This window comes from Desulfoluna butyratoxydans (assembly GCF_900699765.1).
Lineage (GTDB): Bacteria > Desulfobacterota > Desulfobacteria > Desulfobacterales > Desulfolunaceae > Desulfoluna > Desulfoluna butyratoxydans.
The window spans coordinates 173,793-198,073 of sequence record NZ_CAADHO010000005.1; the positions used below are offsets into that span (position 1 = coordinate 173,793).

Sequence of the window (24,281 nt, forward strand, 5' to 3'; positions counted from 1 at the left end):
TTGTTTGGGTAAGGGTTCAGAAGAAAATTAGGATAGCCCAACGGGACCATGATGTAAAACGCATACCCGGAATACATATCATTCCCACACGGAATATGCCTTAGTGAGAGTAATGGGACTCCTTGAGCTGTGTTTCGAATTTTCGGCGCAGCCAGGTGTGGGCGGCATCTCGCCTGTGGCGCTCATGCCAGAGCAGGCCGTAGCGAAACGGAGGCACCTCAAAGGGCAGTGGGAACACGTCGGCGTCGTACCGCCGGGCAAGGTGCCGGGCGATGTGGTTAGGGATGGTCAGGAGAAAATCACTCTGGGTCACCACTTCCATGGCCGAAGCAAACAGGGAGGTCTCAAGGGCCACGGTGCGCTGCCTGCCCCGGGCGGATAGGGCCCGGTCAATGGGGCCGGCCTTGTCGCTTCCGCCGGTCACCACCACATGGGATGCCTTCAGATAGCCTTCCATATCGCAGTTCCGGGCCAGGGGATGCCCCTTGGCCCCAACACAGGCAAACGTATCCGTTCCAATCCAGCGGCACACCACCCCCGGGGGAAGGGGTGCCTCCCCTTCCATGGCGCTTGCCACCTGAATGCGGTTTTCCACCAATTCTTCCACCACGGTCTCTGAGCGTTCCGTGATCACGGATACCCGAATACCGGGGGCTTCGGTGTGGAGGGTGCAGAGCAGGTCGGGAAGCACGAACTGGGCCACGTAGTCGCTCACCGCAAAGGTAAACCACCGCTGGCATTCGGCCGGGTCAAAGGGTACCTCCATGGCCATGGCTTCCAGCTCACCCAGAATCACCTCCAACCTCGGTTGCAGGGTTCGAGCCCGTTCCGTCGGTTCCAGGCGATTCCCCACCCGCACAAGCAAATCATCGGAAAACGCCTCGCGAAGCTTTCCCAGGATCTTGCTCATGGCCGACTGGCTCACCCGCATCCGCGCAGCAGCCCTGGTGACATGCCGCTCTTCCAGAAGCAGCCCCAGGGCCTTTAGATGAGACGGCGACAACGAATCCACAGACATACCCAACTCCTTTATCCATTCACACCGGGGGATAATTCAGGGCAAACGACACAAAAGCGCTGCCGAAAGTCAAACGTTACAGGTTTTAAGTACGTTTTGCGAGGCTCCGCCGAATCGACATTGACAGCTTGACGTGTTCGCACCTGCATTTGAAACTTTTTATTTTAAGACTTGTCACTGCGCGGCCAAAGGCGAAGACGAAGGCTTTTCTAATCCCGCCGTCAGGAGTCCTTTTCCCCGCTGCACTCCCTGAACACCCTACAGGCACACTCCCTGCGACACGCCTCGTCTCGCCGGGCCACAAAGGCGGCAATGGCCTCGCTCTTGTGCTCGAAGATGTGATCCTCTCCGATGCGATCGATGAACCCCACATGGGCGATAAACTGAAACACAGTGGTTTTCAGGTTGCAGAAGTAGAGGCCGCCCCCCCGCGCCTTGAGGACATCCGAAAGCTCCACCAGCATCTCGGCCCCTGCCAGATCGATGTAGTTAATCCCCTCGCTGACGATGAGCATGTTGGTCAGTCTCTCCTTTTCGATCATCGCTTCAATGCGGCTGCGGATGCTTCCCACGGACCCGAAGTAGATGGACCGGTCGATGCGGATGATCTTCATGTGGGGGCACTCGTGTAGGGGACGTTTCTCGATACTCGTGAGCTGCCGGGACCGGGTGGCGGGATCCGGGGCCATGATCACGATGTCCGGGGTAGAGGATCGGGAGAGGAAAAGGATCAGGGAGAGAAACACCCCGATGTAAATGGCAAACTCCAGCTCCAGAAACAGAGTGGAAAAAAAAGTCACCGCAAGGATCGCAGACTCCGAAGGGCTCACGCGAAGAATGAAGCGAATATGCCTGAAATCGATGAGGTTCCACGCCACAATAAGGATCACGCCGCCCATGGAGGCAAGGGGAAGCCAGGCCGTGAGCGGGGCGATGAGAAGGACCAGGGCCATGAGGGCAACGGCTGCAAAGATGGCGGACAGGGGTGTTTTGGCCCCGGCGGCGTAGTTGATGCCGGAGCGGGTAAAGGAGCCCGACCCTGCGTAGCTTGAGAAAAAACTGCCCACCAGGTTGGAGAGCCCCTGGCCGATGAACTCCTGGTTTCCGTCGATGAGCTGCCGGGACCGTGCCGCAACGGAACGGGAGATGGAGACGGCCTCAATGAGCCCCAGCAACGCAATGGCAAAGGCATCCGGTGCCAGCTGCCGGATCACGGGGATGGAGAACTCCGGCACCGATATGGGGGGAAGCTTGGATGGGATCTCACCGAGCAGCGCCACCCCGTGCTCGGGGCCGCCCATGGCCAGAGAGGCCAGGCTTCCTGCCACCATGCCCACGAGAAGGTTCGGGGCCTTTGGAAAAAACCTGCGGCAGACCACGGCCGCCCCGATGGTAACGGCGGCCACCGCCACCACGAACCCGTTAACCGTGGAGAAATGGGTTGCCATGGCCGCCCAGGTGTCGATGAAGGACTCCCCCCGTGGCAGGGTCAGCCCCAGCACATGCTTTAACTGGCTGGTCACGATAAGGATGGCGGCCCCGGCGGTAAAGCCTGTTACCACCGTGTGGGAGACAAAGTTCACCAGGGCGCCGAGGCGTGCCAGGCCAAAGGCAAGCTGAAAGAATCCCGCAAGGAAAGTAAGGGTCAGGGCAAGGCCGATGTACGCCCCGCTGCCGGGCTCGGCGTACTGGCTCACCGCGGAAAAAACCACAATGGAGATGGCTGTGGTGGGCCCTGAAATGAGGTGATACGACGAGCCGAAAAGGGCTGCCACCACCGGGGTGACCATGGCGGTGTAGAGCCCGTACTCCGGGGGCAGTCCTGCGATGGCCGCAAAGGCAACGGCCTGGGGAAGCACAATGACGGCACCGGTGAACCCGGCCAGGAGGTCTGCTTTCAAGGTGGCCCGGCCAATCAGGGGAAGCCATGTCAAAAAGGGGAAGAATCTTGCGATCACGTCTCTCTCCGTCGGGTGGGCTTTCATCGACACGCGGTTTCCGGAGGTGATGGGGGCAGCGATGTATTCCGTGGAGGGTCGGCTGCCCCGGGGGGTGTCAATGGGTTCGATTGTAATCAATCCCACGGGACACTGCAAGTAACACGGCGAAGATGTCAAGGCAAGCAATCCATGTGAACCCGGGTATTTCCCACAGGCAAAATGTGATCCGCGATTTTCTCACCCTTCGTGAAAGACCCGGCCCAGCTGTCCGCCCCGGTTCCCCTCCGAGGAAAGACACCGTCTTGACAGGCACCTGCCATGCCTGTATTTTATTAAGTATGGTTCATTTTTCCATCGTGTCATGCGCCCTTCGGTCTTTCCCCATCCCCACCCGGTCGTGCCATGTGCCTGACCCTCAGGCCGTTGTGACGCCTCAGTTGTTCCGTTTATTCTCCCAACAAACATCCCAGGGTTTGGACGTAAAGCAGTGTACGTTTGAACGGCGCCGGCCTTCCCGGAGACCGTCCAAAACACGTTTTATCATGTGCTGAGGTGCATCTTCAGTGCTCAACGAAGCCCCTCTCAGCTCCCTGGCTTCCTTAGTCCTTACCCGGCCAACGACGTTGCACACGATACCCGAAAGGTGACCCCAGATGTCTCGAAATGATCCGCAAGCCCCACCGGACAACGTATGAATTAATGTTATGGAGGATTTCACGCGTGGAAAAATATGTGTACAGCTTCAACGGCGAAAAAACCGAAGGCGACGCGAGCCTGATGAACCTGCTGGGCGGCAAGGGAGCAAACCTGGCGGAGATGGCACGACTCGGCATCCCCGTCCCCCCGGGATTTACAATCACCACAGAGTGCTGCAACGCCTTCCTTCGCTCGGGTGGGAGCTACCCCCACGGGTATACCGAGCAGCTCAATGATGCCCTGGGACGCCTGGAAAAAAACATGGGTCTTGCCTTCGGAGACCCCGACAATCCCCTGCTTGTCTCCTGCAGGTCCGGTGGACGCCAGTCTATGCCCGGCATGATGGAGACGGTCCTCAACGTGGGCCTCACCTCAGGAACCATCCCCGGTCTTATCAAAAAAACGGGCAACGGCCGGTTTGTCTACGATTCCTACCGCCGCCTGATCATGATGTACGCGGACGTGGTCATGGAAAAGGCCGAAGGCATTGAGGCGATGAACGGAAACGGCATCCGCAACCAGCTGGAAAAAATCCTGGCCGCGTTCAAGGAGACCCGCAACCTCCAAAACGACGCCGACCTCACCGAAGACGACCTGAAAACCCTTTGCGGCCTGTTCACCGAACGGGTGGAAACGGTACTGGGCGAAAAGTTCCCTGACTCCCCCGAAGCACAGCTCCAAGGGGCCATCGGGGCGGTCTTCAAAAGCTGGAACGGCAAACGGGCCCAGTCCTACCGACGCATTGAGCAGATCCCCGATTCCTGGGGCACCGGTGTCACGGTCCAGGCCATGGTATTCGGCAACATGGGCGACACCTCGGCAACCGGCGTGGCCTTTACCCGCAACCCTGCCACCGGGGAGAACACCTTTTTCGGCGAATGGCTTGCCAACGCCCAGGGCGAAGACGTAGTGGCCGGGCTGCGCACCCCCGCCCCCATCAACGACGCCACCAAGCGGGAAACCAACAAAGGGGTCACCTCCCTGGAGGTCGCCATGCCCGGCGCCTACAACGAGCTGGAGGCCATCCGAAACACCCTGGAACGGCACTACAAGGAGATGCTCGATATCGAGTTTACCATCCAGAACAAACGGCTCTACATGCTCCAGTGCCGGGTGGGTAAACGCACGGGTACCGCCTCCCTTGTCATGGCCATGGAGATGCTCGAAGAGGGACTCATCGACGAGGTCACGGCCATCAAGCGGGTGAAACCCCAACAGCTCAACGAGCTCCTTCACCCCATCGTGGATCCCGAAGAAGAGAGCCGGGCCGAATGCCTCACCGAAGGGCTCCCGGCAGGCCCCGGCGGCGCCTTCGGCCATCTTGCCTTCACCTCGGATGATGCCGTCAAACTCGCCAAAACCCACCCCAACGTCATCCTGGTACGAGAAGAGACCAACCCCGAAGACATCGAAGGGATGCGGGCGGCCTCGGGCATCCTCACGGCACGGGGAGGCATGACCAGCCATGCGGCACTGGTGGCACGGGGCTGGGGAAAATGCTGTATCGTGGGCGCCGGAGACATCACCATCCACCCTTCCATGAACAAGATGCAGATCGGGGACAAGACCTTCAACCAGGGAGATATCCTGACATTGAACGGCACCCGGGGGCGAGTCTACGAAGGGAAACTCAAGATGGTGGACGCAACGGAAGATACGCGCTTCCAGAAGTTCATGCAGATGGCCGACGCCTACCGCACCATGGGGGTGCGCGCCAACGCCGACACCCGAGAAGATGCCCTGGTGGCCAAAAGTTACGGGGCAGAAGGCATCGGCCTGTTTCGCACCGAGCACATGTTTTACAGCGCCGGGGCGGACGACCGCCTTTTTATATTAAGGAAAATCATCTTAAGCGACACAGAGGGTGAACGGAAAGCCGCCGTGCAAGAGCTTGAACCCTATGTAAAAGAGGAGATCAAGGAGACCCTCAAGGCCATGAACGGCATGCCCGTCACCATCCGGGCCCTGGACCCGCCCCTGCACGAATTCGTCCCCCACTCACGGGCCAAACAGATTGAGCTGGCCGAGGCCCTGGGCGTGGACGTCACCGAGATCAAGCGCAGATGCGAAGCCCTCCAGGAGAGCAACCCCATGATGGGGCACCGGGGCGTGCGCCTGGGGATCAGCGTCCCCGACCTCACCGAAATGCAGGTCAAGGCCGTCTTCGAGGCCACGGCAGAGCTTGCCAAGGACGGGTTCCATCCCCAGCCGGAGATCATGATTCCTGTGACCTGCGACGTGGAAGAGCTTGTGTTCGTGCGCAAAATCGTCAACACCACCTGTGAAGAGGTGGCGCGGCGTTACGGCCTGGCCTCAATCGTCCACAAATTCGGGACCATGATCGAAATCCCCAGATCCGCCCTGCGGGCCAACCAGATGGCCGAACTCTCGGAGTTTTTCTCCTTCGGCACCAACGACCTCACCCAGCTCACATACGGTTTCAGCCGGGACGACGTCGGTGAGTTCCTGCCCACCTACCTGGAGAAAAAAATCCTCCCTGCCGACCCCTTCCAGACCCTGGACCCCTCCGGGGTGGGAGAGCTCATCAAGATCGCCGTGGAGCGGGGCCGCAAAACCCGCCCGGACCTCAAGCTGGGAATCTGCGGAGAACACGGGGGCGACCCGGACTCGGTACGGTTCTGCTACAAAGCAGGCCTGGACTACGTAAGCTGCTCCCCCTACCGTATCCCCATCGCCCGCCTGGCCGCCGCCCACGCTGCCATCGAGGCGTCGGAAGAGAAAAAATAGCACCGTAAAACCACCACGGGCAGCCCCTTTCCGGGCTGCCCACTCACCACTCACCACTCACCACTCACCACTCCCTATTCACCATTCACCATTCACCATTCCCTACCCCCCTACCGCCCGCTCTTATCCGTCAACCGCGCTTCCTTGATAAGGTTGATGCCGAAGAGCAGCAGCTTTTCCATCATGTACCCGCAAAGTTCCTCATCCTTTGTCTCCAGAGCAGAAACCAGGCTTCGCTGGTACTCGATGATCCCGTCCGGGTCGTCTCCCAGGTTGTAGTAGTAGGTCAGGTAGTTGATGAAGACGGGCTTTAAGGTGTTGAAGATCAGCTGGACGGCAAGGCTCTCGGCTTTTTGGAAGAGAAACTCATGGAAGGCGTAGTCACACTCGGCAAGGGTCCGGGCGTCTTCTCGTGCGGCCTGCTTTTCATCCAGAATCCCGTGGAGATGGCAAAGGTCCCCGGGGCCCAGGTTGTGCACGGCCCGTTTCACCGCAAACCGCTCGCTGATAAGACGAAAATCCATAAACGAGGTGAGGACCTCATCGTTTAGATCCAGACTGTTTTCAATATAGTAAATCAACAGGGAGAGAGCGGCTTCATTACGATAATCCGTCACGTAGGTTCCGCTCTGGGGGACCCGCTTGACCAGTTTCATGTGATCGAGCCTGCTCAGGGCGTCCCGCACGGTGTTCCGGCTCGCATCAAACCGGTCGGCCAGCTCCCGCTCCGAGGGCAAGCGGCTTCCCGGTTCATAGCGACCGTTGAAGATATCCTTACGAAGGCTCTCAAATACTGTGTCTGCAATACATGTGGGCATGAATCCATCCCGGCTGCCGCTCCGGCAGCCACAAAGGCATCAATAACGTTGACGATACCGCAGCAGGAAGGGGTAAACTCAGCCCGCCCGCGGTACCGGGTACAGTCGCTTTTACCGAGTGGTAAAGCGTCCACCACACCTATTACAGCGCCCCCAAATTGGTCAACCAATTTTATTTTTTATGTTGCACACAAACAATTAAAAATCGACTTTTGAGCTGTAAACACTACATATACAGAGCAAGCTCCCCAAATAAACTTTTGTACACTACCAAAAATCCCTTGATACCCCCCGGAATTGGTGCTACCAAAACAATGTTTCTCAACACTCGGAGTCGTATCCGCTTATTTGCTTATTTCAGTTGTTCAGGAGGTGAACCCATGGTCCTTTTAAACCCGAAAAAATACAAAGACAGAAATTACCCGGACGAGCGTTCCAAAGAGATCATGCTCAAGACCATCGACTGGTTCGAGAACAAGGGTCTTGCTGCCGTCAAAAAAGACTACCACGAAAAAACCTTCACCCATGATTTTGCAGAGTTCGTGAAAAACGAGGGCATCTTCGAGACCCTCTTCCTGCCCAAGGGCTACGGGGACGACCCCAACCAGCACTACAGCACCTACAAGATGTTCGAATTCTCTGAAATCTGTGGTTTCTACAGCTCAGCTTACTGGTACATGTACCACGTCTCCACCCTGGGCCTGGACCCCGTTCTGCTGGGTGACAACGAAGAAGCCAAGCACAAGGCGGCCGCCAAGCTTAAGGAGAACCCCCTGTGCGCCTTCGGGCTGTCCGAGCGCGAGCACGGTGCGGACATCTACTCCAGTGACATGAAACTCTACCCCAAGGGCGACGGCACCTACCTGGCCCAGGGCAGCAAGTACTACATCGGCAACGGCAACGAAGCCGGAGTCGTCACCGTTTTCGGTAAGATTGCAGACACCGACGATTATGTCTTCTTCATGGTGGACTCCAAGCACGAGAAGTACGAGTGCATCCAGAACGTCATCGCATGCGACCAGATGTACGTCTCCGAGTTCAAGCTCCATGACTACCCCATCACCGACGCTGAGATCCTCTCCCGCGGCCAGAAGGCCTGGGACGACATGCTCAACACCATCAACATCTGCAAGTTCAACATCGGCTCCGCTGCCATCGGCCTCTCCACGCACTCCCTGTACGAAGGCCTGAACCATGCTGCCCACCGTGAGATCTTCGGCAAGAAAGTCACCGAGTTCCCCCACATCAAGCAGCTTTTCTTCGACTCGTACATCCGTATCACGGCCATGAAGCTCTTCGGCCTGCGCGCCACCGACTACATGCGCGCCGCCGGTCCCGAGGATCGCCGCTACCTCCTGTACAACCCCCTCATGAAAATGAAGGTGGCCATCCAGGGCGAGATCGTCCATGAACTGATCTGGGACGTTCTGGCAGCCAAGGGTTTTGAAAAGGATCAGCACTTCGAGCACGCAGCCGTCCAGATCAAAGGCATGCCCAAGCTGGAAGGCACCAAGCACGTCAACATGGCCCTCATGGCCAAGCTGATCCCCAACTTCATGTTCAACCCGAAAGAGTACGAAGAGGTCGGCCTGAGAAACGGCGCTGAAAACGACGACTTCCTCTTCAACCAGGGCCCCACCAAAGGCTACGGCAAGATCCAGTTCCACGATTACATGCCGGTCTTTGAAAGTGTTGACCTGCCCAACGTCAAGGTCTTCATCAAGCAGGTTGAGCTCTTCAAGCAGCTCCTCATGGAGTCCGCCAACGACCTCATGGGCCAGATGGCAAACTTCGACTTCCTCTATGCCATGGGCGAGATCTTCTGCGTAATCCCCTACGCCCAGCTCATCATAGAGAGCGCCAAGCGTGAAGGCATCGAAGACGACATCCTCGACTCCATCTTCGACGTCTTCGTCCGAGACATGAGCCGCTACGCCCTCGACCTTGCCATGAAGCCCTCCAGCACCGACAAGCAGCAGGAGCTCTGCAAGGAGATGGTCCTGAAGCCCGTTGTCAACGAGGAGCGCTACAACCGCGTGATCAACGACCACCTGTATGCCCTGGTGGACGCGTACAAGATGAACCCCTAAGAACAGCCCGACCTGCTCCTTCTCCCTGAGATGGAGAAGAAGCAGGCTCCATTGAATAGAAAAAGGCAGGACCGATTCGGTCCTGCCTTTTTTCTTTATCCTCTCCCGCCGCTGCCCCCCTCCTTGACAAGACAAAACAAACCATGATTAATAGGAAAACTTTTCCATTAAACCGATGCACAAACACGCCGCATGGGGCAGACAACTCCCGCAGGGGCGTTGATAAACCATTGACGGAGCATTCCGGGGCCTAAACCACAGGCGTTTTCACGGCAACGTCCCCCGGTGTGCTTACCAACCCGAAGGAATAAACGTGGGGGACGGGCGTTACTACACATTTGATCAGTTTTACTCTGTTCTTTTCCTTACGTGCCTGCTCATCGCCATCTGCATTTTTGGCGTCATCAGCTGCTACCAGGGGTTCAAACAGAAAGGACGGCTTATCCTGGCGGCACACGCCACCCTGGGAGCGGCGGTGTTCATGCGGTTTGCCGCCGAAGTGATGGTCTCCCCGGCCCTTGCCTTCAACGCCAGGCTGGCTGAACTGGGCTGCACCCTGGGAACGGAATGTATCGTTCTCCATATGATGGGGCAACGCTCGGTGCTGGCCCCCCTTTTCTCCGTCAAAGCGCTCTTGATTGCCTGCGCCGCAGCCGGGCTCCTTTTCCAGACCCACGCAACATGGCTCATCCGCAGCCACACCCATCAAGCCATGGCCTTTGGGGCAGGATATCTTGGCGTCACCGGCTGTCTTTTCCTGCTCTCCGTTGCAGCCGCACTCTTTTCAACCTCGCGCCTCCGTGGCCTGCTTCTTTTTGCCCTGCCCCTGGGCGCACACCTGGCAGGGGCCTTTTTCGGCGGCGCTCCCGGTGAAATCAGCCTGCTTTTTCTCTACCCCTTTCTCCTTTGCGGGCTTCATCTCTTTTCAACGGAGTTCAGGGCCTATCACATCGGGGACCAGGCCTTTGCCAACATCACCAACCTCATCGACGACGCGGTGATTCTCTGCGACGATCAACGAGAGATTGTTTACCGCAATCCCCTTGCCCGAAAGGCGGCATTCCTTAAAAAAGGGCTCACCACCGTCACGAAAAAAGGCCCCGATGCCCTGGTGGCACCGGGAATGCGCCCGGCCGACCCGTACACAATCCCGGCCTTTTCCTCCCCGGACGGTAAAACCCACATCGCCTGCCGTACCCAGCCCGTGGGGCCCCAGGGGAAAAGCCGCTTTTTTATCTTCAGCGACATCTCAACACACATCGAGATGCTCGACCTGCAGGAGACGCAGAGAGTCCAGCTGGAGGAGGCCAACCAGAGGCTGCGCCAGTACTCCCACATTGTCTTTGACCTGGAAAAAGAGAAAGAGGTGTCCGCCCTGTTGAGCGATGTCACCCATACCCAGGACACATTCATGCACCAGTTCCGCGCCCGGGTCCGGGCTTTGTCCCAAGTCCGGGATACGGAAGGATTCAACGAGCGCCTCGATACCCTCATTGAGGACGCCCAGACCAACCTCGCCCGCATCCGTTCCCTTGTCGCCCGTTACAGGAGATACCATGGTACCTGATATTCACGTCATCATCGCAGACGACCAGCAGCTCTTAAGGGACTCCCTGGAGCAGATCATCAACAGCGATCCCCACATCACCGTCACCGACAGCGTGGGCTCCGGTGAAGAGCTCATCGAGGCATGCAACCGCAAGGCACCGGACCTGATCCTCATGGACGTGGAGATGCCCCGCATCGACGGCCTGGCCGCCCTGAACATCCTTAAAAAAAGCCACCCGGACATCAAGGTGCTGATGCTCACCACCTTTGAAAACCCCGAGTACATCACCGATGCCTTCCTGGGCGGTGCCGACGGTTACATCACCAAGGATATCGGCTATGAAAAACTCATCCTCACCATCCGGTGCGTGGCCATGGGCATGACCGTGATCCACCCCGGCGCCCGAAAAATCCTTCTGGAACGGTTCAAGCCCCTGGGCCCCGGCAAAGCCACCTACACGGATCTTTTGAGTATGGAGGAGATCAACATCGTGCGGCTCATTGTCATGGGCGAGAGCAACAAAACCATTGCCGAGACCCTCCACTACGCCGAGGGCACCGTCAAAAACAAGGTGAGCCGACTGTATGAAAAACTGGGCATCACCAACCGGCTGGAGCTGGCCGTCTATGCCGTAGAAAACGGCATTGAATAGGAGACCGCACCGTGTCTCCCACCCTTCAATTAGAAATTTCAGCCATCTGCATCATCCACATCATTGCCATCGTGCTCTCGGTGATCTGCCTGGCGGTCTTCACCATGAAAAGCCGCAGGGACGATCCCTCGGCCAACGCCTTTCTGGTGCTCCAGGGGGCCATGACCCTGTGGATGGTCTTCAAGGTCCTGAAAACCGTCTCCCCGGATATCACCCTGAGGTGGATCTTCATCCTCGGCTACTACGCCTGCACATGCGTGGTGGAGGCGGCCTTCATTGAGTTTGGCCATGCCTATGCCCGGGGCACCCGACTGTCCCGGAAGATCCGCCCCCTTGTCTACGGGCTGCCCGTGCTCCAGTTTTCCTGGATCCTCACCAACCCGCTGCACTTTCTCTTCTACGGCCATTACGACTTTTACGGAGACAGCTTCGGTCCCCTGTTCTACGTCCACATGCTCATCGAGTACACCTACTTCGGCGTGGGCCTTTACTACTGCAGGCTTCGGTTCAAAAAGGAATTTTCCACCAGGAACAGGGCCGTCACCTGGATTGTGAGTACCGCCATCCTGGTGCCCCTTTTTCTCAACTGCCTGTATATCACCAAGGTGCTTCACACCCTCACCTTCATGGCCCGCATCCCGGTGATCTTCGACATCACCCCCATCGTCTTCACCTGGTCGACCCTGCTCTTTATGTACGCCACCTTCAACCACGACCTCTTCTCCCTGACGCCCTTGATGCGCCACGAGATCACCCACCACCTCAACCTGCCCATCGCCCTTTTCAACCGGCGGTTCCGCCTCGGCTACACCAACGGGGCGTTTCAGGCCCTGTTTACCTCGGGCCGCGCCATGGATGATTTTTTGGCCACACTGCCGGAACAGACCCAAAAATCCGGAGAGTCCGGATTTGAAGCATGCATCGGTGACGCCTCCTTTGTTGTCTCCTGCAGGAAAATCCGTACCGTCACCGGAGGCCAACATCTGGTCACCTTAAGGAATGTCACCCAGTACAAGGCCATCCAGGCAGACATCGTGGCCGGCCAGGAAAAGATCGAGGAAAAAAACAGGCGCGTCAACGAGACCATCCGCCAGCTGAAAGAGCTCTCCAAAGGCAGCGCCCGTAAATTTGTGGCCCGGGAACTCCACGACATCATCGGCCACTCCCTGGTGGCGGCCATCAAGTTGCTGGAGGTGGCCCGCATCTACGGCCCCCACGACTCAACCCGGGGGCTCCCGGCCCTGACCCATGCGGTCACCGCGCTGGACACCGGCCTCTCCGGCATCAAGTCCGTCCCGGAATCCCGGGAGGAGTCTGGCCGAATCACCGGGGAAGAACTGAAAAAGGAGATCGACGAACTCATGGAGCAGGCCCGCCGCACCGGCCTGGATGCCAGCCTGAACCTCCAGGGAATGATCTACCTCCTGGAACCCGCCCTCTACACCACCCTTCACCGCACCTGCACCGAAATCATCACAAACTGCCTCAAGCACGCCGACGCCACGCGCCTTTTTCTCTCCGTCAAAATCCGTGAAACCCACGCCCACCTCATGGCCGTGGACAACGGAAAAGGAGCCCGGACCCTCATTCCGGGAAGCGGCCTGCTGGGCATGGAAGAGCGCGCCCGCGCCCTGGGGGGCGAGGCCCACTTCAACTCCGAAGACGGCTTCATGACCCGCATCACCATCCCACGTCAAGGTGAACTCTCAGTTCCTTAACCCGGATATTTCACGAGCCGGGTTAAGGGCTATGCCTGGGAATAAAGCACGTAAGCTCTGCCTCCACGATTGAAATCGTTTCCACTCTGCACGTCTTATCCATTGAGCCCCTCCCCCGCTGTTTTATGACCGGCGTCACCGCCCGATGACCTGAGTCACTCCATCCCCCTTTAAAAAAGTGACGCGCGGACACGTCGAAAGTGACTCGCAACACATTGACTTAATTCGTTAAATTTCTTATTTTCTTCCCGCCACGCGGCGAATCCGCCAACGTTACCCTTACATGCAGGAGACCCCATGAAACACGCATTACTGACCTTTGCCATGATCCTTTTTCTCTCAGCCCCGGTGCATGCCGTGGAAAATCCCTGGACACGGAAGCTGCCCTTCAGGGAAGCCGTGGTCACCTATGAAATCTCCGGGACCATGCAGGGAAAAGAGACGGTCTATGTCAAAGACCATGGCCGCACCACCGCGGCCTACCACACCGAATCCGGGGCGAGCTTCGGGGTGCCCATGAACTCCCGTGAGCTCACCCTCACCACACCGGAGTGGGTCTACACCGTGGACTTAAGCGACAACACAGGGACTCGGCAAATCAACCCCAAGAAGGTGATCGAAGACGAGTTTAACCGCCTCTCCCGCAAGGATCAGAAAACACTCGTCAAAAACAGCGAAAAAATGGGCATCACCATGGTGGGGGACATGAGTGGCTCTGTGGAGAAAAAAGCGGTGAAGATAAAAGGGTATGCCTGCGACAAGGTCACGGCCCTGGGCATCGAAACCTTCACCCTCGCCGGAACCGACTTTCCCATGAAGGTGTCGGGCAGCATCATGGGCATGCAGGTCCATGAAGAGGTGACCCGCATTGAGAAAAAAAGGGTTCCCAAGGAAAAATTCGCCCTGCCCCGGGGGGCCGACATCCGCCATGAACCCGCCGCCGACGCCGTAATCCGGGACCAGATCCACATGATGTTCCAATCCCTTCTTGCCGGTGAACGCCCGGTGAGCCGCCAGGAGCAATCCATGGATGACATGGGCGAGGCCATGGAAACCTTTCGACAGATGCAGGAAAACGGCGGACTGGAAGTCCTGCAAACCCAGATGCAGGGCCTCTTCGGCCCGTCCGGCCAAGGCGAGTAACCCGTCCCTTGACCACGACCTACACAGCCACGGGCTGATTACGACCTATTTATTACCTTAAGGAGCGACACATGCAGAGCCATGAAATCGATTACACCATTATCGGCGACGACATTCAGGTCATTGAGGTGGAACTGGACCCCGGCGAAACGGTCATCGCCGAAGCCGGTGCCATGAACTACATGGAAGAGGAGATCCGGTTCGAAGCCAAAATGGGCGACGGAACCGAACCCAAGGGAGGTGGAATCATGGGCCTGCTTAAAGGGGTGGGAAAACGGGTTCTCACCGGCGAGTCCATCTTCATGACCCACTTTACCAATGCAGGGGCAGGGAAAAAACACATCGCCTTTGCAGCGCCCTACCCCGGAAAAATCATCCCCGTGGACTTAAGCACCATGGACGGCGGCACCCTTTACTGCCAGAAGGACGCCTTTTTGTGCGCGGCCCTTGGCACCAGCATCGGCATCTCCTTCACCCAGAAGCTGGGCCGGGGCTTTTTCGGGGGGGAAGGGTTTGTCCTTCAGAAACTCACAGGCGACGGCATGGCCTTTGTGCACGCCGGGGGGACCATCGTCAAAAAAGAGCTCCACGGAGAAAAGCTCCTGATGGACACCGGCTGCCTCGTGGCCTTCACTCAGGGCATCGACTACGACATCCAGCAGGCCGGAAACCTGAAATCCATGTTCTTCGGCGGTGAAGGGCTCTTTCTGGCCACCCTGCAAGGCCACGGCACCGTCTACCTCCAGAGCATGCCCTTCTCCCGCATGGCGGACCGCATCATCGAACACGCACCGTCCGCCGGTGGAGAGTCCAAGGGGGAAGGCTCCCTTTTGGGGGAGATCGCCACACTTTTTGAAAAGTAAATTCCGTTACCAGCCTCTCCCGGGGAGAACGAGGCGTCACCGATCCACTCTCCGGGGAGGGGGGAAGAGGGGTCGGTGCCCGCCTCTTGATGAATCTCCACACGTATCCTGATGTGACTGATCAGGCAGCTTTCCATCTCTACAAAATGAAACAGGGTGAATAAACACACCCTGCAGGTATGGTGCGCGTTACCAGCGGTAAAGGCCATGAGAGGTAAGGAGCGCTTGCGCACCGCCGAAGGGTCGTAACGGTCATGAAACTCCCCCCAGAGGGTCCAATCCACACAGATACGGCTTATAGCCGCCATAGTATAGCCCCCCCCAACCCATAAATCACCGCCACTCATCTCGGCACTTTTTTCTTTATGCAGGCAGGAGATCTACATGTTCAAGTTCATACACGCATCACTTCACCGATTCATAATCCCCTTGATGATCGTTGTATTCATGGCCGGTTGCGGCGGGGGAAACTCAACCGAGGACCCACCGCCCATGGACCCGTCGGTCCCCTTACAGGACCCGGACGGGGTCTTGTCTTCCATCGGACTGACCACCAACAAAGCCGTCAAGGAGAAAGTCTCCGAAACCGGTCTCCTGGGGCTAACGGTTGAACTCCGAAACGAAAACCCCACGCTGCCCACGGAAAAAATCATCTCCATCCTGAAAGAGAACAACAAAAACATCGAATACAAAAAGCTCGCGGCAAAAGGGGTCCCCGAGGGCGTGATCTCCCGCATCAAAGCGCTTCCGTATTCGCCTGTGGCCACCCAGGCGTTCGTCCAGCTGCCGGACCCGGATATTTTCCCCATCAGCGCAAGCTCCGACGCCCTTGTCCGCCTCAACAGGGAAAAACAAAAAAAACTGAACCGCAGGCTGTGGTTGCAGTCCCAGGCGCCCCTGACCATGGATGAATTCCTGGCCTTGCAGAATGCCTTTGGCAGCACAAAAATGGTCAACAACTTCGGCAACCTTGACCAGAAAACACAAAACGTCGCCGTGCGTCAGACCCGGCACACCAAAGCGTTCGTGGACGGTCCCTCCGATGGCGTCACCCTGGTCAATGCCGTGGACGAGCTCAAAGAAAACGGCGGCATCGGAGAGACGCCATCCGGAGCCAACCCCTGCAACCTGGTGGCCATGCCGAGCCTGCCCATGGCCATTGCCTCCACCGAAGGCCCCGTGGAGACCCTGGTGGTCAGCTCCGAAGGCGGAGATGCCGTGATCTCCTTCCCGGAAACCGGCATCGCCGTCATCCAGGCGAGCCGGGAGGTCACCCTTGAGGACAGCAGCGGCAAGACCCTCTGCTCAGCAGGTGGTGCGGAGCCCCGCTTCTACTACCTTCCCGTCACCCGGGAGAACCGCTGCAAACCCTTCCGATTCGTGGGCGCAAGCAGCACCGTTGATATCACCCTGGTGGAGATGATCACCCCCGAGCGCCTTTCCGATACGGCCTTTGTGGAGGGTGACGCTTTTCTGACAAGCGGCTCGGCTGCCGATCTTTTGAACCCGGGTTTCCGCTTTGCCCCGAAATCCTTCACCTTCAGCACCCTCAACTCCCATCTGGAGGAATTGGACCTCTCCTTTCAAATCGAAACGGAGTCACCGGACACAGCCAACCTCACCTTTGTGCTTTACTCGCCTTCCGGCGCCATCTACACAGGGGACAAAAACGGCCTGGCCCATGCCGTCGACCGGGATACCGGCATCTGGAGACTGGACATCCTGCCCCTGGGAAGCGTCGGCATTGCTGAAAACGCCCTGGCGTCCCTGGCGCCTGCCGGGGACATGCCCGACACCCTGGCCACGTTCACTATCACCCCCCTGATCACCTCCGAGGCCACCTTGCAGACCAAGGAGTTTGTCCTCGGCACGGTCAAGAATATCTCCCTGAAAACACAAGGTGAGGAGGGCACCTACAACGAAGGCGAAATCACCGTTGACTTAAACACCAGCATGTCCCCCAACCTCACCATCCCCACCTACATGGACGATATCCTGGCAGGCGGTGACAAGCTCAACGACACCCTCGGCCTCTGGCAGGCGTGGATCAAATCGGAAAAAACAGGCCATGAGTTTGAAGCCGACGGGGAGCTGGTCAAATTCAAGGCGCAGTTTGAGCGACAAAAAGAGCTCTACGAAACAGAGCACACCTTTGACTACCAGAACAACCCGGAGGTCTATGAGTGCCGAGACGAAGACGGACAATCCGCAACCTGCATCCGAGGCGAACTGGGCCCCTACAACATGCCCGAGCCCATCCCCGACGACTTCAAAGCCCGGGTGGTCATGAGGGATTTTTCCAAAAAGATGCAGCACCAGTACCAGGACGTGGAATACCTCCACATGCTCACCAACTACTATGACCTCTACCAGCACTGGAAGGAGCGGACCGTCCAGGTGGACACGGCCCAGTTTCCCTACGACGGCGTGCCCTACAAAACCCACGAGTTCATGACATGCCCGGATGGGGACTTGGAGTGCGTCAAAGCGGTTATGAAAGGGGAAACGCCCCGCATCCCCGTCATCATCCAGGTCAACCGGCCCATCTTCGGGGTTCCGGTGGACCGCATGGTCCAGAGCACCCAGCCCATCACCTTCGACTACACGGCAAGCGACCAGGACGTCTACGATACCAGTGCCGCCAACTGGGCCTTCCTGGGCTACCTGGCCAGCCAGACTTTCAACGTCATCTCCGGCAACTTCGTGGGGTTCGTCTGTGAAACCGTCAACCTGGTGGATGACCTCCACGACGTGGAGCTCGCCGCCCAGGACGATCCGTTGGGCAGCGCCCGGGCCAGCATCAACCGGTACACCAGCAGCGACCCCTTTTACGGGCTGCACAACCAGAGCGCCTTCTCCTTTTTCATGTCCGGCGTCCCCGAGGAAAACACCGAGGTGGACACCTACGGCCAGAAACTGAGCTACGCCCAGATTGCATGCGACTGCGTGAACCTGGCCAGCTCCGGGTACCAGTTTGCCAAAAATGCCGACATGCTTCTCAGCCTGGACTATGAAGAGCTGGGCAGCGCCGCCGATGTTTACAAAGTCATCGCCGGGACCTCGGCAGCGGCCGGTGCCGCCGATATCATGGCCGATGCCCACGAGATCGCCGGTCTCATCCAGGCCGGAGAGATCTCCCAGGCCCGTGCGCGCCTTGCCACAAGCACCAACATCAACGCCCTGTCCGAGGGCCGGGACCTTTACAACGACCTCGACAGCCTCCTGACCAACTATCAAAACACGGGCTCTGCCGGAAACGGCAACAACGTGCTGAAGTCCAACGCCAAATACCTTTTGGGCACCGACAGGAAGACCCGGGCCGAGGTGGAATTCCGCCGGGTGAGTTCGGTTCCCGTCACCCGCCTTGAGGTCACCCTGGACAGGGTGAAGATCATCTCCAATTATGAAGAGAAGGATGATACGGCGGAGATAAGGATGTATCCCTATGTCGGGGTGGTGAGCGACAAACCCGGTGAGGGGGATACCCTGCACGCCCTGTTCACGGAAAGCGAGGATATCCGAACCAACTACCACGGGTGGGATTACCTTCGGTTCAACGGCGTAAAGGATGGTCAGGAGCTGGACACACAGGAGTGTGTGCTCTACACCGGAGGCGGGTACAACGCTGCCGCTGTCTACGTGGAGCTTGCCGTCATGGAAGACGACGGCATCAGCGTGGAAGACGATGACATGATCGGCGTCTTCAGCCAGACCATCCGCCTTGAGGAGATCTTCAACAAACACGCGGAATTTAAATGGGAGTTCCTGGGGGGCAACGACTACCGCCTTCACATCAGCGAATACCCCATCTACAACTCCAGTAACCAGCTCTGCCTGGAAAACCCCTTGAGCCGGGACCACGACTTTCAAAAAACCCACAACCGAAACCGAAGGCCCAGCGCCCTGGTCTCACTCACCGTCAACCTGTCCATGGGAGACCTGAGCACCCCCCACCCCAAGGTAGACACCTCCCTGGACGTCGGCATCCTGGCAGACGGCCACGACACCTACTCCATGAACATGAAGCCCGTGGCCAGCATCCCTGCAACAGGACAGATCCAGGATGCCTGGAACGGCGCCGCCATTGTGGGGAACACCCTGCGCTCCGCAGACCTCATTGCCTACGGTGTGGGGCCCTACTTTCTGACGAACATCGGCCACTACACTATCAGTGAGTTCACCGGGGCCCTGCTCCCCATTGCCGAGACCCTTCGATCCCCCAAGACCATCCACAGAACCGAACTGCCCATGGTCCGGCTTCTGGACGGCAACCGGATCCTTTTTGCCATCTCCCACCATGACGGCGCGCGCCTCATGGTGGTGAAATACTCGGATACAGGCGCCCTCTCCCTTGAAAAAAGCGTGCTCATCAAAGACGCGTCGGGCAATCAGGTCTACACCCTCCTGAAGCCTGCCATCTCTCCCGACCGGTCGCGCCTTCTGGTCCCCTTTGTGCCCCCCGGATACGCCGCCTCCGACAAAAAGGCCACCCCGGAAACCGAGGTGAACCTCTATGAAATCACCCTGGGCGGAACCACGGAGATCACCCGGCGTTCAACCACCTCCTTCGGTGCCAATGCCCCGCTCACAAGCCTTGCCTTCATCGACGAGACCCATGTGGCGGCCATGACACGGACCCTCTTGTTCGGCGACGGGAAAAACCCGTGGTGGCCCAACGGAAAAACCATTCAGAGTGACTGCTCCAGCGCAAGCCTGGACTGCCTCTTTGACATGGTGGGCCAGGACCTCCTGCTCTATGACATCAACGACAGCAACCGGTTCGAACTCACCGACGCCCTGGACATCTTTTACGAACCCACCGAGGCCAGCTACACGCCCTCCAGCCTGCGACTCGGAGGGTCCCTCTTTGTCTGGCATCCGTGGTCTGAGCTAAGCTGCGTCGCAGCCGTTCAGGGCTCATCCGCCATGCTGAAAGTGGGAGCAACCCTTTACCAGCTGGAGTACGACACAACCACCAAAGCCTACTACTTCGGGGACCAGTCCACCCACCGCAATGCCCGATCCCTGCGATACAACCCGGAAGGGGGTTACTACTGCACCGACGGCCTCGCCTGCTCGGGCTACCTCAAATCCGCCCTCAAGGCCGATAAAAACGACCCGGACGTCTATCGCAGCACCGAGGGGGTGAGACGGTTTGAGTTTGCCGACACAGACCGTGACCTGGCCCTGGGCTTTTCAGGCATCAACACCCTGAGCCTTCTGAGCCTTTACGACGGGTTCGCCTACAAGGGTCCCAACATCATAGGCGATATTCTGGACACCCTGGTACGCGTGGGCTCCTCCACGCCCTACACCTTTTCGTTCACCGTCACGGACAGGGACACCCCCCTTGCCGGGCTCACCATCACGGCCCGCATCGAAAACGTCACCGTCCCCGGCGGGTACACGGAGACCACCCTCACCGACATTGTGGCAACACCCAACGCAAACGGAGGATACGACTGCACCGCCACCCTCACCCCCGGAGCCCTGGACCCGGAGAGCACCCTGACCCAGCGGGTTGTGATCACCGTCACCGACGGGACCTACACCAGCGAAAAGGAGTTCACCATCTACCACCGGCCCTTTGTCCTTATCCCCTTTGCCGACGGAATCCACGGCACGGAGATATGGAAAACCGACGGGATAACGGCAGCGATGCTGAACGACGCCAACCCCACCGGGGACGTGATCCACATCGGGTACGCGCTAAACAAATTCGGTGGACGGTACGTGTTCCAGGGCACCGGTGAAGATGGAGAAAGCCAGCCCTTCACCGCCACGGCCAGCCAAGGGGCCGCGCCGTTGAAGCCGGGCATCCAGGATACAGCGTACACACCCTTTGCCACCCTGGGGGACCGGGCTTTCTTCCGAACCGCCCGGTCATCAACGGAGACAACCCTGTGGGAAACCGACGGAACAGCAGGTGGCACCACCGAGGTCAAAGCCCTTTCAGGGGGCAAAATCCAGCAGATAAAAACCCTGGGCAGCACCCTTTTTATTCACCTCAACGGATCCAGCAGCAGCAACCCGGATTCCCTGTGGAAGAGCAACGGAACAGAAGGCGGCACAACGCAGGTCAAAGGGCCCCTTGCCATTGAAGGGCATCTCATCCCCTGCGGGGACAAGCTCTTTTTCGCCTCGGACGACATGGGCGGCAACGGCTGCGGTCTCTGGGTGAGCGACGGGACGCCGGACGGAACGCAGCGCCTCAAAGCGACCGAGCACCCGCCATGGTATCTCACCGATATAGACGGGGTGCTCTATTTCTATGACCACTATCAGACAAGGGATGCCGAGGATTACACCGTCGATCACCTGGACCTCTGGAAGAGTGACGGCACGCCGGAGGGCACCGAGGTGGTGAAAGAGATGGCGCAGCGAGGCTCTTTTGACCCCACGGAAATGTTTGTGGTGGAAGGGTCTCTCTATATTGCAAGGGGCCATGAAATCTGGGCATCAGACGGGACCGAAGACGGAACGACGTTGATTAACGACCTTAGCACGCTTCCGGACTTCACATTAGGCAGGGTACGGATCGAAGGGAAGGTTCAGGTGGTGGGCGACACCTTCTACTTCAGGGTAAGACGATACTCAGAGCCCTATGGCGATCAGATCTTTGCCATACAGCCCGGCGTAGACCACGAACGCATCAAGGTAAGCGAACGAAGCCAAAAGTATACATATATCACCATGTATAAGGAACCTGCGGGCGGCAACGAGTTTCTCTTCGCCTCGCAAGATGACGATCACGTCTACCTGTGGAAACATACCGTGGACGACGGCACCACACTGATCAAAACAACAGACCGGTAGCAACACCACCCTCCAATACCCCTGGCAGCCCTGCCAGGGGTATCTTCAGTCACCCTACCCCAAACCGCGGAAAGCATGTTCACGGATTGGTATGTGGCAGCCTATGCGGCGTGAGGGGCAGCAGTGCATGGGTTTTATGCACGTTGCGGTTCTTCGGCGGTGCGCAAGCACACCCTACCTCACCCCCCCACGCCGTCGGCATCGCAGAAGGATGCGCAAGAGATACCCGGGCTACCCCGCCTCTTTCACCTCACAGCCACCGAGCATGTCGCTGCCCTCATTCACGGAAATGGCCTTCACATCATAGAGTTTTTCCAGCTGCTTGATGATCTGGGGCAGCCTCTCGTCCTGTTTGACCAGAAGCTGCATGCGGCTCTCGGTGGTGCCGGTGAGGCCCACCACGTAGACACCGTCTAAGTTATAGTTGCGCCGGGCAAACAGGCCGGCAATCCGGGAGAGAACCCCGGGGTGGTTGGAGACGGTAAGGGTCAATGTGCAATCAGTCATGGGTGGCTCCTTCTTCAATCATGCGGGTGTTGGCGGCTCCCGGAGGAACCATGGGAAAAACATTGGCTTCCTGGGGAATGGCGATATCCAGGAGGGCCGGGCCACGGGCGTGGAGAAACTCAGTCAAGGCCCCGTCGGTACAGGCGGCAAGGGGCAAACGGCGCCCCGGGATGCCGAAGCCCCGGGCGATGGTGGTCAAATCCGGGTTCCGGTTATACTGGGAGGCCATGTAGCGGGCCCCGTAGAAGAGCTCCTGCTGTTGGCGGACCAGCCCAAGGGCCCCGTTGTTCAGGACAATTACTTTGACGTTTAAGTCCTGCTCGGCCAGGGTGGCCAGCTCCTGGATGTTCATCATGATGGAGCCGTCACCGGAAAAACAGATCACCGGGGCCTCGGGGTTGGCAAGGGCGGCCCCGATGGCCGCGGGCAGGCCGAAGCCCATGGTGCCCAGGCCTCCGGAGGTCAAGAGACGACTGGCTTCATGGTGGGGGTAGTGCTGGGCCACCCACATCTGGTGCTGGCCAACGTCGGTGGAGACAAAGGTCCCGGCCTCCGCCAGCATGCCGATGCGCCGGATCAAGGCAGGAGGCTTGGCATCGTCCAGCTCGCCCGCCGGTGTCGGGTGGGCCTCTTTCATGGCGGCGACCGAGGACTCCCAGGTTCGCCTGGCCCTGTCCGCCACCTTAGGCAACAGGCTGGAAAGAATCTCCCCGGCGTCCCCTGTAATACTGCAATCAGAAGGCCTGAGCTTGTCGATCTCCGCCCCGTCAATGTCCATGTGGATGATGCGCGCATGGGGGCAAAAGGCAGCAATGCGCCCGGTGGCACGGTCGTCAAACCGGACCCCAGCGGCAATGAGCAGGTCCGACTGATCCAGAATCAGGTTGGTGGCGCGCGAACCGTGCATCCCAAGCATCCCCAGGGAAAGGGGCGAGTCCGAAGGCATGATGCCAAGGCCCATCAAAGTAGTGACCACCGGGATCCCCGCCTTCTCGCACAATTCCCGAACCTTTGCACCGGCCCCGGAGTTGATGATGCCCCCACCTGCGTAGAAAACCGGGCGCTCGGATGCGTTGATGATCTCTGCGGCCCTGGCAAGGGCGGCCTCTTCCGGTGATGCCGGGCAGAGCCTTGTGCCCTTCTCCGGCAGGGTGTCGATGTCGATGAGCTCTGTCTGAACATCCTTGGGGATATCGACCCAGACCGGTCCGGGCCGCCCGCTCATGGCAATGCGAAAGGCCTCGGGGATCACCTCCAGAAGCTCTGCTGCGCTGCGAACCAGAAAGTTGTGCTTGGTTACCGGCAGGCTCATGCCGAAGGTGTCCACCTCCTGGAAGGCGTCGGTGCCCATGAGGCTCATGGGGGTCTGGCCGGAGATGGCTACCACGGGCACCGAGTCCAGGTGGGCATCGGCAATGGCCGTGATGAGGTTGGTAACACCGGGACCGGAGGTGGCGAAACAGACCGCCGGAACGCCCGTGGACCGGGCCATGCCCTGGGCGATGAACCCCGCCCCCTGCTCATGCCGGGCCAAGATGTGGCGGATGGGGCTCTCCCGCAAGGCGTCGTACAGGGGAAGGTTGGTGCCGCCGGGGATTCCGGCAAGGCACTCAACGCCCTGCCGTTCGAGAAGCTTGATAACGATCTCTGCTCCTGAATACTCCATGGTTCTCTCCTTTCCTTAAAATGAAATCATGCGTGCGTGTCCGGCTGCCGTGCCGGA

The 24,281-nt window shown here is 58.6% G+C and carries 13 protein-coding genes; 8 read left to right on the top strand and 5 right to left on the bottom strand.

Annotated features, from left to right (window positions below; all coding sequences use genetic code 11):
- Window positions 1-100: 100 nt before the first annotated feature.
- Both MSL71_RS14840 and MSL71_RS14845 read right to left on the bottom strand, forming a co-directional pair.
- A complete protein-coding gene (locus tag MSL71_RS14840; protein WP_180141728.1) occupies window positions 101-1,018 on the bottom strand; it encodes a LysR family transcriptional regulator in 918 nt (305 codons plus the stop codon).
- Between the two features lie 221 nt (window positions 1,019-1,239).
- Window positions 1,240-3,102, bottom strand: a complete 1,863-nt coding sequence (locus MSL71_RS14845) for a SulP family inorganic anion transporter (protein WP_218951045.1) — start codon at window positions 3,100-3,102, stop codon at window positions 1,240-1,242.
- Between the two features lie 576 nt (window positions 3,103-3,678).
- On the opposite strand from MSL71_RS14845, the gene ppdK reads away from it, so the two are divergent.
- The gene (gene ppdK / locus MSL71_RS14850; protein WP_180141730.1) at window positions 3,679-6,402 is read left to right on the top strand and encodes a pyruvate, phosphate dikinase; all 2,724 of its coding nucleotides are present in this window, start codon (window positions 3,679-3,681) and stop codon (window positions 6,400-6,402) included.
- Window positions 6,403-6,512: 110 nt separating this feature from the next.
- On the opposite strand, the gene MSL71_RS14855 is transcribed toward ppdK, so the two are convergent.
- A complete protein-coding gene (locus MSL71_RS14855) occupies window positions 6,513-7,220 on the bottom strand; it encodes a FadR/GntR family transcriptional regulator (RefSeq protein ID WP_180141732.1) in 708 nt (235 codons plus the stop codon).
- A gap of 380 nt (window positions 7,221-7,600) precedes the next feature.
- On the opposite strand from MSL71_RS14855, the gene MSL71_RS14860 reads away from it, so the two are divergent.
- The 7 genes from MSL71_RS14860 to MSL71_RS14890 all read left to right on the top strand — a co-directional run bounded on the left by MSL71_RS14860 (window position 7,601) and on the right by MSL71_RS14890 (window position 22,051).
- Window positions 7,601-9,310: an acyl-CoA dehydrogenase family protein gene (locus tag MSL71_RS14860; protein ID WP_180141735.1), complete on the top strand. Its 1,710-nt coding sequence runs from the start codon at window positions 7,601-7,603 to the stop codon at window positions 9,308-9,310.
- A gap of 313 nt (window positions 9,311-9,623) precedes the next feature.
- Window positions 9,624-10,877, top strand: coding sequence for a hypothetical protein (locus MSL71_RS14865; protein WP_180141737.1), 1,254 nt, complete (start codon window positions 9,624-9,626; stop codon window positions 10,875-10,877).
- Window positions 10,867-11,511, top strand: a complete 645-nt coding sequence (locus tag MSL71_RS14870) for a response regulator transcription factor (protein WP_180141739.1) — start codon at window positions 10,867-10,869, stop codon at window positions 11,509-11,511. The genes MSL71_RS14865 and MSL71_RS14870 overlap by 11 nt, the downstream gene beginning before the upstream one ends.
- An 11-nt stretch (window positions 11,512-11,522) precedes the next feature.
- Window positions 11,523-13,229, top strand: a complete 1,707-nt coding sequence (locus tag MSL71_RS14875; protein WP_180141741.1) for a sensor histidine kinase — start codon at window positions 11,523-11,525, stop codon at window positions 13,227-13,229.
- A gap of 297 nt (window positions 13,230-13,526) precedes the next feature.
- Window positions 13,527-14,372 carry a hypothetical protein gene (locus MSL71_RS14880; RefSeq protein ID WP_180141743.1) on the top strand — a complete coding sequence of 282 codons (846 nt, stop codon included), beginning with the start codon at window positions 13,527-13,529 and terminating at the stop codon, window positions 14,370-14,372.
- Between the two features lie 71 nt (window positions 14,373-14,443).
- Window positions 14,444-15,235 (top strand): TIGR00266 family protein, encoded by a 792-nt coding sequence (locus MSL71_RS14885; protein ID WP_180141745.1) that lies wholly within the window; start codon window positions 14,444-14,446, stop codon window positions 15,233-15,235.
- Between the two features lie 384 nt (window positions 15,236-15,619).
- Window positions 15,620-22,051, top strand: coding sequence for a hypothetical protein (locus MSL71_RS14890; RefSeq protein ID WP_180141747.1), 6,432 nt, complete (start codon window positions 15,620-15,622; stop codon window positions 22,049-22,051).
- Between the two features lie 231 nt (window positions 22,052-22,282).
- On the opposite strand, the gene ilvN is transcribed toward MSL71_RS14890, so the two are convergent.
- Both ilvN and ilvB read right to left on the bottom strand, forming a co-directional pair.
- Window positions 22,283-22,558, bottom strand: a complete 276-nt coding sequence (gene ilvN / locus MSL71_RS14895) for an acetolactate synthase small subunit (protein ID WP_180141749.1) — start codon at window positions 22,556-22,558, stop codon at window positions 22,283-22,285.
- Complete coding sequence (gene ilvB / locus MSL71_RS14900) at window positions 22,551-24,224, bottom strand: biosynthetic-type acetolactate synthase large subunit (protein ID WP_180141751.1); 1,674 nt, start codon at window positions 24,222-24,224, stop codon at window positions 22,551-22,553. Before ilvB ends, ilvN begins: the two co-directional genes overlap by 8 nt.
- Window positions 24,225-24,281: the final 57 nt, after the last annotated feature.

Excerpts from the sequence above, each read along its gene's own strand:
- MSL71_RS14840 (WP_180141728.1), bottom strand. The coding sequence starts at position 1,018 with ATGTCTGTGGATTCGTTGTCGCCGTCTCATCTAAAGGCCCTGGGGCTG.
- MSL71_RS14855 (WP_180141732.1), bottom strand. The coding sequence starts at position 7,220 with ATGCCCACATGTATTGCAGACACAGTATTTGAGAGCCTTCGTAAGGAT.
- MSL71_RS14860 (WP_180141735.1), top strand. The coding sequence starts at position 7,601 with ATGGTCCTTTTAAACCCGAAAAAATACAAAGACAGAAATTACCCGGAC.
- MSL71_RS14870 (WP_180141739.1), top strand. The coding sequence starts at position 10,867 with ATGGTACCTGATATTCACGTCATCATCGCAGACGACCAGCAGCTCTTA.
- MSL71_RS14880 (WP_180141743.1), top strand. The coding sequence starts at position 13,527 with ATGAAACACGCATTACTGACCTTTGCCATGATCCTTTTTCTCTCAGCC.
- MSL71_RS14885 (WP_180141745.1), top strand. The coding sequence starts at position 14,444 with ATGCAGAGCCATGAAATCGATTACACCATTATCGGCGACGACATTCAG.
- MSL71_RS14890 (WP_180141747.1), top strand. The coding sequence starts at position 15,620 with ATGTTCAAGTTCATACACGCATCACTTCACCGATTCATAATCCCCTTG.
- ilvN (WP_180141749.1), bottom strand. The coding sequence starts at position 22,558 with ATGACTGATTGCACATTGACCCTTACCGTCTCCAACCACCCCGGGGTT.
- ilvB (WP_180141751.1), bottom strand. The coding sequence starts at position 24,224 with ATGGAGTATTCAGGAGCAGAGATCGTTATCAAGCTTCTCGAACGGCAG.